Annotated in this window: 7 protein-coding genes; 4 read left to right on the forward strand and 3 right to left on the reverse strand. The window is 65.6% G+C overall.

Annotated features, from left to right (window positions below):
- Positions 1-48 precede the first annotated feature (48 nt).
- Positions 49-606: a carboxymuconolactone decarboxylase family protein gene (locus tag JQ635_RS36595; protein ID WP_211414617.1), complete on the forward strand. Its 558-nt coding sequence runs from the start codon at positions 49-51 to the stop codon at positions 604-606.
- A 231-nt stretch (positions 607-837) separates the two neighbouring features.
- On the opposite strand, the gene JQ635_RS36600 is transcribed toward JQ635_RS36595, so the two are convergent.
- Positions 838-1,845: a KpsF/GutQ family sugar-phosphate isomerase gene (locus tag JQ635_RS36600; protein WP_211414618.1), complete on the reverse strand. Its 1,008-nt coding sequence runs from the start codon at positions 1,843-1,845 to the stop codon at positions 838-840.
- Between the two features lie 193 nt (positions 1,846-2,038).
- Between JQ635_RS36600 and JQ635_RS36605 the strand changes: the two genes are divergently transcribed.
- A complete protein-coding gene (locus JQ635_RS36605) occupies positions 2,039-3,781 on the forward strand; it encodes an outer membrane beta-barrel protein (protein WP_211414619.1) in 1,743 nt (580 codons plus the stop codon).
- A gap of 11 nt (positions 3,782-3,792) precedes the next feature.
- Positions 3,793-4,059 carry a hypothetical protein gene (locus JQ635_RS36610; protein WP_211414620.1) on the forward strand — a complete coding sequence of 89 codons (267 nt, stop codon included), beginning with the start codon at positions 3,793-3,795 and terminating at the stop codon, positions 4,057-4,059.
- A 148-nt stretch (positions 4,060-4,207) separates the two neighbouring features.
- On the opposite strand, the gene JQ635_RS36615 is transcribed toward JQ635_RS36610, so the two are convergent.
- Together JQ635_RS36615 and gltB are read right to left on the reverse strand one after the other, a co-directional pair.
- Positions 4,208-5,659: a glutamate synthase subunit beta gene (locus JQ635_RS36615; RefSeq protein ID WP_211414621.1), complete on the reverse strand. Its 1,452-nt coding sequence runs from the start codon at positions 5,657-5,659 to the stop codon at positions 4,208-4,210.
- 157 nt (positions 5,660-5,816) lie between these two features.
- Entirely contained in the window at positions 5,817-10,550 is a 4,734-nt protein-coding gene (gltB, locus tag JQ635_RS36620; protein WP_211414622.1) for a glutamate synthase large subunit, read from the reverse strand.
- Positions 10,551-11,041: 491 nt separating this feature from the next.
- On the opposite strand from gltB, the gene JQ635_RS36625 reads away from it, so the two are divergent.
- The gene (locus tag JQ635_RS36625) at positions 11,042-11,803 is read left to right on the forward strand and encodes a hypothetical protein (RefSeq protein ID WP_211414623.1); all 762 of its coding nucleotides are present in this window, start codon (positions 11,042-11,044) and stop codon (positions 11,801-11,803) included.
- Positions 11,804-11,945: the final 142 nt, after the last annotated feature.

Raw genomic sequence — 11,945 nt, forward strand, 5'->3', positions numbered from 1 at the left:
AAATAGTGTAGCGTATTGCTACGTTATTTGTAGCAACGGAAGCCGCCCATGTCTCAGGCCTCACCGCGCATTGCCCCGCTTACCCCGCCTTATCCCCCGGAGATCCAGGCGCAGTTCGACCGCATCATGCGCGGCGCGCCGCCGCTGGTGCTGTTCCGGGTGATGGCGGGCCACGCCCGAGCCTGGGACAAGTTCCGGGCCGGCGGGCTGCTCGATCCCGGGCCGCTGTCGTTGCGCCAGCGCGAGATCGTCATCGACCGCACCTGCGCGCTGAACAAATGCGAATATGAATGGGGCGTGCATGTCGCTGTCTTTGCCGGGCCGGCGAAGCTCACCGAGGATGAGGTCCGTGCCACCGTGCAGGGCGATGCGACGTCGGCCTGCTGGTCTCCGGCGGAGCAGGCGCTGATCGCAGCCGTGGACGCGCTGCATACAAGCGCGACATTCACGGACGAGGAGTTCGCCACGCTCTCGGCGCACTACGACGAGGCGCAGATCCTGGAGATCATGCTCTTGTGCGGCTTCTACCGCACGGTGTCGTATCTGGCGAACGGGCTGAGACTGCCGCTGGAGGAGAAGGCGGCGCGGTTTCCGGCGCCGCTCTAACCGCCGTCATTGCGAGCGCAGCGAAGCAATCCAGAATCTTTCCGCGGCGGCAGACTGGATTGCTTCGCTGCGCTCGCAATGACGGTGGGGAAGGAGGAGCGTGCCACACTCTCACTGTCATTCCGGGGCGCGCCACTTGGCGCGAGCCCGGAATCCATAGCGAGGCAAACTCTGCGGCACGATGGATCCCGGGCTCATCGCTTCGCGATGCCCCGGGATGACGGGTAAACCCTACGCCACGCCCGCGCGCAACAGATCGTGCAGATGCACGATGCCCACCACCTTGTTCGCCTCGGTCACCAGCAGCGTCGTGATCTTGCGGGTGTTCAGCACCTCGATCATCTCGGTCGCGAGCATCGAGGGCGGCACGGACTTCGGCTGCCTGGTCATGATCTCGTCGACCGTCGCCGTCAGAAGGTCGGGCCGCATGTGGCGGCGCAAATCGCCGTCGGTGATGATGCCGACGGCCTCGCCCGCATCGTTGACGATACAGACGCAGCCGAGCCCCTTGGCGGACATCTCGACCACGGCGTCCGACATCTCGGTGCCTTCAGGCTTGAGCGGGATCTCGGCACCGGTGCGCATGTAGTCGCGGACGAATTTCAGCATCGCGCCCAGCTTGCCGCCGGGATGGAAATGCGCGAACTCCAGCGCGGTGAAGCCACGGCCTTCGAGCAGCGCGATCGCGATGGCATCGCCGATCGCGACCTGCATCATGGTCGAGGTGGTCGGCGCCAGATTGTGCGGGCAGGCTTCGCGCGCCTTGGGCAACTCGATGACGATATCGGCGGCTTGTCCCAGCGAGGACGCAGCGTTCGACGTCACCGCGATCATCGGGATCGCAAAGCGCGCCGAATAGTTCACGAGCGTCTTCATCTCCGGCTGCTCGCCGGACCAGGACAGCGCCATGATGACGTCATCGGCGGTGATCATGCCGAGGTCGCCATGGGCGGCTTCCGCGGTGTGGACGAAGAAGGCGGGCGTGCCGGTCGAGGCCAGCGTCGCCGCGATCTTGCGCGCCATATGCCCGGACTTGCCGAGCCCGGTGACGATGACGCGGCCCTTGGCGTTGCGGATCAGGTCGACCGCCCTGGCGAAGGTCGCGCCCAGCGGGCCGCGCAGCGCGGCGGCGAGGGCGTTGATGCCGCCGCTCTCCGTCTCCAGCGTGCGGAGCGCGGATTCGACGCTATCGGGGGTGGAGCCGGATGATTGGGTCATCAGCGGTTTCGAACTCGGCATGTCTAGGTCCAGGGAGGAGGGGCGTTCGCCCATTGGCGCCTGCTTAGCACGCCGCGGCCAGTGAGGCGACGAGAGCCCTTATGCCCTCAACCGGTCATTAACCATAATTGTTTTAACTCCATTAACGATGGGTTCCCGCCAGCCGGTCGGAGGCCGTCTTGAAAGTGTTTGATTTCGTTGGAGTTATTCCATCGTGGGGTCGTCTCCAGGCATGGGCCGGAGCAAACGCGCGCATTTGCTGCGCGCCGCTTTGCCGTGCCTCGCGCTGACGGCCCTCGGCAGCGCCCCGGCGGCGGCCCAGAGCCTTACGCCCGACCTGTTCAATCCCAACCGCGGCGGCTTCGCCTCGCCCGACACGCTGCCGACGCGTCGCACGGCGGCCGTGCCGCAGGCGCCCTCGGACGCGCTGCCGGCGCTGCCCGATCCCAGTGCCGATCCGCGCAAGGGCCAGCAGGCACCGGCGACCTCGCGCGTCGGCCAGGTCCCGACCTACGGCCTGCCGGCCGCCAACGGCGCCAGCGGCTCCGGCTACGACTCGCTCAATCGCAAGCGGCAGCAGCCAAAACTCTATCCCGGCCAGGCGAAGCCGAAGCGCGCGCTCGGCCCGGGGTCGCCTCCGCCGCCGGCAACGCCGGCCAGGACGCTGGGCCCGCCGCGCATCGCGCCGCCGCCGTCCGAGAATGCGCACAAGACACCGGTCCCCCCGGCGATGGCAGGCAACGTGCCCGGCCAGCCGCTGCGCCGCCGGCTCAAGGCCGATGACGACGCGTTCGGCGCGGTCGGCGACTACGCCGGCAGCTTCCTGATCAAGGGCGGGCTCGAGCTCTCCACCGGCTATGACACCAACCCGGCGCGACTGAGCAAGCCGGTCGGCTCGCCGGTCTATGTCGTTGCGCCCGATCTCCTTGTCGTGTCCGACTGGGAGCGCCACGCGCTGGTCGCGGATCTGCGCGGCTCGTTCTCGGGCTACACCAACAACATGCCGGCGACGATCGACGGCTTTGCCTCGCCCTCGCCGGTCGAGATCGATCGTCCCGACTTCACCGGCCATGTCGACGGCCGCGTCGACGTCGACCGCGATTTCAAGCTGACCTCGCAGCTGCGCCTGCGGCTCGCCACCGACAATCCCGGCAGCCCCAACGTGCAGGCCGGCCTGCAGAAATATCCTGTTTACGCCACCTACGGCACGACGATCGGCTTCGACCAGACTTTTAATCGCTTCCAGGTCGCTGCCGGCGCGACGGTGGATCGCACGGCTTATACCGACTCGAAGCTCACCGACGGCTCGACCTCCAGCAATAACGACCGCGACTTCAACCAGTATGGCGGCGTCGGCCGCTTCTCCTACGATCTGAAGCCGGGGCTGAAGCCGTTCGTCGAGATCGAGGGCGACAGCCGCGTCCACGACCAGGCCGCCGACCGCAACGGCTATTTCCGCGATTCAAACGGCGGCTATGCCAAGGTCGGCTCGTCCTTCGAATTCTCGCGCATCCTCACCGGCGAGATCTCCGTCGGCTATTCCGCGCGCAACTACGTCGATCCGCGCCTCAGCCAGCTCGCCGGCTTCCTCACCGCGGGCTCGCTGATCTGGAATGCGAGCGGCCTCACCACGGTGAAATTCTTCACCGACACGCAGATCAACGAGACCACGGTCCCCGGCTCATCCGGCGTGCTCGTGCACACCTATGCCGCCGAAGTCGATCACGACTTCCGCCGCTGGCTCACCGCGGTCGGCAAGTTCACCTACGGCACCTACGACTACCAGAACCAGAACCGCAACGACAAAACCTACTCGCTCGAAGGCAATCTGATCTACAAGCTCAACCGCAACGTCTGGATCAAGGGCACGCTGCGTCACGACATCCTGGATTCGAGCCAGGCGGGCTCGAGCTCGCAGGGGACGGTGGTGATGGTGGGCGTGAGGCTGCAGAATTGAGGGAAGCTGTCATGGCAGCTCGAATTACCCTAGACATCAATTCGGCTGGCGAATTCGAGCTATGGCTTAATCCGGAAGGCCGAGACCTTCTTGTGAAGCAACTGCTGGCCCTGACTGAGACCAACGACCATTTTCACTTGATGCCAAGTGAAGTTGCATCTGACGTTGAAGTTTCGACGCGCCCCTATAGACCGAACGACCAGCTTCTCGAATACGGTAAGGTGCTGTTCCGGCTTGACGAATGGGACGCGCAGCACTTTCCGCACGTCTTGGAGTGAAGCAAGTTGCTCTCTCCGCTGTCATGCCCCGGCTTGACCGGGGCATCCAGTACGCCGCGGCTTATCCGTATACGTTTGACGTCTCTGGAATACTGGATCGCCCGCTTTCGCGGGCGATGACAGTCTCAGCGGTCAGCTCGCGCCTCGCTCAGCGCGGCAGATCCGTCTTCCCCATCAGGAACGTGTCGATCGACCGGGCGCAGAGCCGCCCCTCGCGGATCGCCCACACCACCAGCGACTGGCCGCGGCGCATGTCGCCGGCGGCGAACACGTTCGGGCGCGAGGTCTGATAGTCGAGCGTGTTGGCCTTGACGTTGCCGCGCGGGTCGAGCTCGACCGAGAGCAGCTTCAAGAGGCCCTCGTGCACGGGGTGGACGAAGCCCATGGCGAGCAGGACGAGCTCGGCGTCGAGCTCGAACTCGGTGCCGGCAATCGGCTTGAACTTGTCGTCGACGTGGACGCAGTGCAGCTTCTTGACATGGCCGTTCTCGCCCGAAAACTTCTGGGTCAGCACGGCGTATTCGCGGATGGCGCCTTCGGCCTGGCTGGAGGAGGTGCGCATCTTCAACGGCCAGTTCGGCCAGGTCAGGCCCTTGTTCTCGCGCTCGGGCGGGGCGGGCATGATCTCGAGCTGGGTCACCGACAGCGCGCCCTGGCGCAGCGAGGTGCCGATGCAGTCGGAACCGGTGTCACCGCCGCCGATGACGACGACATGCTTGCCGCCGGCCAAAATCTCCTGGACGCCGTTCAGCGGCTCGCTGGAGACGCGGCGGTTCTGTTGCGGCAGGAAGTCCATGGCGTAGTGGATGCCCTGGAGGTCGCGGCCGGGGATCGGCAGGTCGCGCGGAGCTTCCGCGCCGCCGGTCAGCGCGACGGCGTCATACTCGTTGAGCATCTCGCGCGGATCGACATTGCCGTCGGCGCCGACATGGCTGTTGTAGTGGAAGGTGACGCCTTCGCCTTCCATCTGCTTGACGCGGCGGTCGATGACGCCCTTCTCCATCTTGAAGTCGGGGATGCCGTAGCGCAGCAGGCCGCCGGCCTTGGCGTACTTCTCGTAGACGTGCACGTCGTGGCCGGCGCGTGCGAGCTGCTGCGCGCAGGCCATGCCGGCCGGACCCGAGCCGATCACGGCAACCTTCTTGCCGGTCTTCTCCGCGGCGATCTCAGGCTTCAGCCAGCCATTGTCCCAGGCGCGGTCGACGATCGCGCATTCGATGGTCTTGATGGTGACGGGGTTGTCGTCGATGTTGAGCGTGCAGGACGCTTCGCACGGCGCCGGGCAGATGCGTCCCGTGAACTCAGGGAAATTGTTGGTCGAGTGCAGATTGCGCGAGGCCTCTTCCCAGTTGCCCTGGTAGACGAGGTCGTTCCAGTCGGGGATCTGGTTGTTGACCGGGCAGCCGGGCGTGCCCGGCGCGACCGAGCCGGTGCCGTGGCAATAGGGAATGCCGCAGTTCATGCAGCGCGCGGCCTGGTCGCGCACTTCCTTCTCGCTCAAGGGAACGACGAACTCGTTGTAATGCTTCACGCGCTCGGCGACCGGGGTGTACTTGCGGTCGTGCCGTTCGATTTCCAGAAAACCCGTGATCTTGCCCATTAAACCCGAAGTCCCTGCCGCTTAATTCGTTTGTTCTCTCACTCCTCATCCTGAGGAGCGGCGCACTTTTCGCGCCGCGTCTCGAAGGATGGAGGCTCGGATACTGGTCTCATGGTTCGAGACGGCGCTACGCGCCTCCTCACCATGAGGCTTGTTCTTACGCGCCGATCGCGATTTTCGGCTCGGCGTCCGCGTTGGCGGCCATCTCGCGCAGCGCGCGCCGGTACTCGACCGGCATCACCTTGCGGAATTTGGGCAGCCAGTCCTTCCAGTTGGCAAGGATCTCGATGGCGCGCTTGGAGCCGGTCGCCTTGGCGTGGCGCGAGATCAGGACGTGCAGCCGCTCGACGTCGGAGGCGAGCAGATTCTTGAACACGTCGACCCGGCCGTGCGCCTCGAGGTCACCGGAGTGATTATAGGTGCCGGCGTTGATCAGCTCTTCCGACAGCACCGGCTCAAGCTCGACCATCGCCATGTTGCACAGCTTGTCGAAGTCGCCGGTCTCGTCGAGCACGTAGGCAATGCCGCCCGACATGCCGGCCGCGAAGTTGCGCCCGGTCTTGCCGAGCACGACCACGATGCCGCCGGTCATGTATTCGCAGCAATGATCGCCCGCGCCCTCGACCACGGCGACTGCGCCCGAGTTACGCACAGCGAAACGCTCGCCGGCGATGCCGCGGAAATAGCACTCGCCCTGGATCGCGCCGTACATCACGGTGTTGCCGACGATGATGCTCTCTTCGGGCACGATGCCGCTGTTGGCAGGCGGCTTGACGATGATCTTGCCGCCCGAGAGGCCCTTGCCGACATAGTCGTTGCCTTCACCCTCGAGGTCGAAGGTGACGCCATGCGCGAGCCAGGCGCCGAAGGCCTGGCCAGCGGTGCCCTTGAGGCTGACATGGATGGTGTCGTGCGGCAGGCCGGCATGGCCGTAAATCTTGGCGACCGCGCCCGACAGCATCGCACCCGCGGAGCGGTTGGTACTGTTGATGGTGGCGTCGATCTTCACCGGCGCGCCGCGGTCGAGTGCGGGCTGGGCCTTCTCGATCAGCGTGCGGTCGAGCACTGCCTCCAGATGATGGTTCTGGCGCTCGGAGTGATAGATCTTCTGGCCCTTCTCTTCCTTCTGCTTGACGAAAAGCTTCGAGAAGTCGAGGCCCTTGGCCTTCCAGTGCGCGACCAGGCGGGTCTGGTCGAGCAGCTGCACCTGGCCGACCATCTCGTTGAAGGTGCGGAAACCGAGCGAGGCCATGATCTCGCGGACTTCCTCCGCGACGAAGAAGAAGTAGTTGATGACGTGCTCGGGCTGGCCGGTGAAGCGCTTGCGCAGGACTGGGTCCTGGGTGGCGACGCCGACCGGGCAGGTGTTGAGATGGCACTTGCGCATCATGATGCAGCCGGCCGCGATCAGCGGGGCGGTGGCAAAGCCGAACTCGTCGGCGCCGAGGAGGGCACCAATCACGACGTCACGGCCGGTGCGGAAGCCGCCGTCGACCTGGACCACGATGCGGCTGCGCAGCCGCTCGCGCACCAGGGTCTGGTGGGTTTCGGCGAGGCCGATCTCCCACGGCGAGCCGGCGTGCTTGATCGAGGTCAGCGGCGAAGCGCCGGTGCCGCCCTCGAAGCCCGCGATGGTGACATGGTCGGCGCGCGCCTTGGCGACGCCCGCCGCGACCGTGCCGACGCCGATCTCGGAGACGAGCTTGACCGAGACGTCACCCGTCGGGTTGACGTTCTTGAGGTCGTAGATCAGCTGCGCCAGGTCCTCGATCGAGTAGATGTCGTGGTGCGGCGGCGGCGAGATCAGGCCGACGCCCGGCGTCGAGTGACGGACCTTGGCGATGGTCGCGTCAACCTTGTGGCCGGGCAGCTGGCCGCCTTCGCCGGGCTTGGCACCCTGCGCCATCTTGATCTGCATCATGTCGGAGTTGACGAGATACTCCGTGGTGACGCCGAAGCGGCCCGAGGCGACCTGCTTGATCGCCGAACGCATGGAATCGCCGTTCGGCATCGGCTTGAAGCGGTCGGCTTCCTCGCCGCCTTCGCCGGTGTTCGACTTGCCGCCGATCCGGTTCATGGCGATCGCGAGCGTGGTGTGCGCCTCGCGCGAGATCGAGCCGAACGACATGGCGCCCGTGGCAAAACGCTTGACGATGTCCTTGGCCGGCTCGACCTGGTCGAGCGGGATCGGCTTGCGCTTCTCTTCTTCGGCGTTCTTGATCCGGAACAGGCCGCGCAGAGTCAGCAAACGCTCGGACTGCTCGTTGAGGATCTTGGCGAAGGCGCGGTAGCGCTCCTGGGAGTTGCCGCGCGCGGCGTGCTGGAGCAGCGACACCGACTCGGCGTTCCAGGCATGGTCCTCACCGCGGCTGCGATAGGCATATTCGCCGCCGACGTCGAGCGCGCCCTTGTAGACCAGCGCCTCGCCGAACGCGTCGGCATGGCGGCGCACGGCCTCTTCCGCGATCTCGGCAAGACCGACGCCCTCGACGCGCGTATGCGTGCCGGCAAAGAACTTCGAGACGAAGTCCGCCTTGAGGCCGACCGCGTCGAAGATCTGCGCGCCGCAATAGGACTGGTAGGTCGAGATGCCCATCTTGGACATCACCTTGAGCAGGCCCTTGCCGATCGACTTGATGTAGCGCTTGACGATCTCGTAGTCGTCGAGCGAGCCGGGCAGGCGGTCCTTCATCGCGATGATGGTTTCGAACGCCAGATAAGGATTGATCGCTTCGGCGCCGTAGCCCGCGAGGCAGGCGAAGTGATGCACTTCGCGCGGCTCGCCGGATTCGACGACGAGACCGACCGAGGTGCGCAGGCCGACGCGGATCAGATGATGATGCACGGCGGCGCAGGCCAGTAGTGCCGGGATCGGCACGCGGTCGGTGCCGACCATGCGGTCGGACAGGATGATGATGTTGACGCCCTCGCGCACCGCGCTTTCAGCGCGCGCGCAGAGCTCGTCCAGCACCTGGTCCATGCCGGCCGCGCCGAGACCGGCGTGGAAGGTGGTGTCCAGCGTCCGCGACTTGAAGTGGGAGTCGGCGACATCAGAGATCGAGCGGATCTTTTCCAGGTCCGCGTCGGTCAGGATCGGCTGGCGCACTTCAAGGCGCTTGGTCGTGGCCAGGCCCTGCAGGTCGAACAGGTTCGGCCGCGGTCCGATGATGGAGACGAGGCTCATCACCAGCTCCTCGCGGATCGGGTCGATCGGTGGGTTGGTGACCTGCGCGAAGTTCTGCTTGAAGTAGGTGAACAGCGGCTTGGCCTTGTCCGACAGCGCCGAGATCGGCGTGTCGTTGCCCATCGAGCCCGCGGCTTCCTCGCCGGTGGCCGCCATCGGCGTCATCAGGATGGTGATGTCTTCCTGGCTGTAGCCGAACGCCTGCTGGCGATCGAGCAGCGACAGGTTCGAGCGCACACCGGTGGTCGGCACCTTCGGCAGCTCTTCCAGCACGATCTGGGTCCGCTCCAGCCACTCCTTGTAGGGATGGCTCCTGGCAAGCTCGGCCTTGATCTCGTCGTCCGGGATGAGGCGGCCCTGCTCGAGGTCGACCAGCAGCATCTTGCCGGGCTGCAGGCGCCACTTGGTGATGATCTGGTCCTCGGGGATCGTCAGCACGCCCATCTCGGACGCCATCACGATGCGGTCGTCCTTGGTCACGAGATAGCGCGCCGGCCGCAGGCCGTTGCGGTCGAGCGTGGCGCCGATCTGGCGGCCGTCGGTGAAGGCGATCGCGGCGGGGCCGTCCCACGGCTCCATCAGTGCGGCATGATATTCGTAGAAGGCGCGGCGCTTTTCATCCATCAAGGGATTGCCGGCCCACGCCTCCGGAATCATCATCATGACGGCGTGCGGCAGCGAGTAGCCGCCCTGCACCAGGAATTCGAGCGCGTTGTCGAAGCAGGCGGTGTCCGACTGGCCTTCATAAGAGATCGGCCAGAGCCGGTTGATGTCCTTGCCGTAGAGCTCGGAGCTCACCGAGGCCTGGCGCGCCGCCATCCAGTTGGTGTTGCCGCGCAGCGTGTTGATCTCGCCGTTATGCGCGATCATGCGATAGGGATGCGCCAGCGACCACGCCGGGAAGGTGTTGGTCGAGAAGCGCTGGTGAACGAGGGCGAGCGCGCTCTCGAAGTCCGCCTCATGCAAATCGGGATAGTACTTGCCGAGCTGATCGGCGAGGAACATGCCCTTGTAGATCACGGTGCGGCAGGACATCGAGCACGGGTAATAGCCGGAGAGGCCGCGGTCGCGACGCTGATAGATCGCCTGCGAGATCGACTTGCGCAGGATGTAGAGCCGGCGCTCGAACTCGTCCTCGGTCTTGGCGGTGCCGTTGCGGCCGATGAACACCTGCATGCAGGCGGGCTCGGTCGGCTTCACGGTGACGCCGAGCGAGGAATTGTCGGTCGGTACGTCGCGCCAGCCGAGCAGGGTCAGACCCTCGTCCCTGATCTGGTCGCCGATGATGCTCTTGATGACGTTGCGCCAGGCGGTGTCGCGCGGCATGAACAGCGCGCCGATGGCATATTCGCCGGGCGCCGGCAGCGTGAAGCCGAGCTCCTTGGCCTTGCGGCTGAAGAAGGTGTGCGGGATCTGCACCAGGATGCCGGCGCCGTCACCGGCGCGCGGGTCGGCGCCGACAGCGCCGCGATGCTCGAGGTTGCAGAGGATGCTGAGCGCGTCCGCGACGATCTCGCGCGACTTCTTGCCCTTGATGTTGGCGATGAAGCCGACGCCGCAGGAGTCCTTCTCCAGGCTCGGATCGTAGAGACCTTCGGCGGGAGGGCGCGAATTGTGTTCCTGAATCGGATCGGTCGTTTTCGAGGCGACCGTCGCCGACAGCTCTTCTGCCACGATGTTTGCGCGCTCGAATTGCGACCCGTTCATTGTTCCTGTCCTCTCCATGCGGCAAGCTGTCTCACCGCTCTCTTCGGCGCACCTTGGGCGTTCCGCGGCACCCGCCTCTGGGTCACCGCTCGTCCGCTGCGAGCCGCATTTTCTTAAATTCAGGCCTAGGCGTTCTACGTCCCCGAGAACGGCTTTGCCTGTTGCCTTCTTGGCGCTCGAGAGCACCGACTTTCGTTGCAATCCCTATGCCGGAACCGCAAGCAAAATTAAGACAGCTTTCCTGTCCTAACCATCACTGTGCCAAATTTTTGTCTAGCACACAAGCGCGCGGAAGTCCCGATTCCCGATAAGTCAATCAATCGCTTTCCAAAAGTTGCGCAGCCCCGGTTTTGAAGCAAACGCGCCCTGATCCGGCCCTGTGGACGCCGAAATCCCCGATGAAGCTTCGGATCGGCCCTTCGGAAGGCGCGTCACGCCGCGAGAAGCGAAAGAGCGCGCTCCATTCAGGGCCTGACAGGAGCGTCTCGACCATGAAGTTTTTCACAGGATGTGTGGCCGCCGCCGCGCTGGCGCTGGTCGCCAGCACGGCTCAAGCGCAAGTTCCAGCGAACGGTATTGCGGGAGGGGCCATGATCGCGGTGTCGGATTTCGACGGCCCCTATGGGCCGCCGGAAGCCGCGCCGCCTCCGCCGCCGCGCTACGGCTACGGCTATGGCTACGAAGAGCGTGGCCCCGCCCCGGCACTGCTGCCGCCGACAGAGGTCTACGCGGTGTTGCGCGACAACGGCTTCTCGCCGCTCGGTATCCCGCGGCTGCGCGGCAGCGTCTACACCATCTCGGTGATCGACCGCCGCGGCGACGACGGCCGGCTCGTGATCGACGCCCGCGACGGCCGGATCATCCGCTTCATGCCCGCTGCCGATGCCTACGGCATGGCGCCACCCGATGAGGAGCGTGCGGTCGGCTCTTACGGCCCGCAAAGCGCACTGCCGCCGCCGACCATGATCCGCAGCGGCCCGCCGCGCCCGCCGGCCTCGATCCCGCACGTCGCGAGGCGCACCGTGCCGCTGCCCAAGGCAGCTCCGCCACGCGGCGAGACGCCGGTCGCAGCCGTGAAGCCGGTCGAGCCGGTGCCGCCGCAGGCCCAGGCGCCGCAGGCGCAACCTCCGCAGCAGACCGCCGCCGTGCAGGCCAAACCCGCCGAGGCCGCAGTGCCGACAGTCGATCAGGCCAAGCCTGCTCCGACGATCCAGCCGACGCAGGAGATGCCGGCTGCGCAGGGGCTGGATTAGCAGGCTGGTGGTTTGTTTGACGCGACGGCGCCAGCCACGCTCACGGTGTCGTCCCTGCTTTCGCACTAGGGCATGCACATATCTCTGAGGCTCCATCCTGCTGCGACGGCATGGAAGTATTCGAGGCCGTTCTTGAAGGTGA

This window comes from Bradyrhizobium iriomotense, from assembly GCF_018130765.1.
GTDB classification, from domain to species: Bacteria; Pseudomonadota; Alphaproteobacteria; order Rhizobiales; family Xanthobacteraceae; genus Bradyrhizobium; species Bradyrhizobium iriomotense_A.

What these genes read in the sequence shown, in the direction of transcription:
- JQ635_RS36595 (WP_211414617.1), top strand. Translation starts at nt 49, where the DNA reads ATGTCTCAGGCCTCACCGCGCATTGCCCCGCTTACCCCGCCTTATCCC.
- JQ635_RS36600 (WP_211414618.1), bottom strand. Translation starts at nt 1,845, where the DNA reads ATGCCGAGTTCGAAACCGCTGATGACCCAATCATCCGGCTCCACCCCC.
- JQ635_RS36610 (WP_211414620.1), top strand. Translation starts at nt 3,793, where the DNA reads ATGGCAGCTCGAATTACCCTAGACATCAATTCGGCTGGCGAATTCGAG.
- JQ635_RS36615 (WP_211414621.1), bottom strand. Translation starts at nt 5,659, where the DNA reads ATGGGCAAGATCACGGGTTTTCTGGAAATCGAACGGCACGACCGCAAG.
- gltB (WP_211414622.1), bottom strand. Translation starts at nt 10,550, where the DNA reads ATGAACGGGTCGCAATTCGAGCGCGCAAACATCGTGGCAGAAGAGCTG.
- JQ635_RS36625 (WP_211414623.1), top strand. Translation starts at nt 11,042, where the DNA reads ATGAAGTTTTTCACAGGATGTGTGGCCGCCGCCGCGCTGGCGCTGGTC.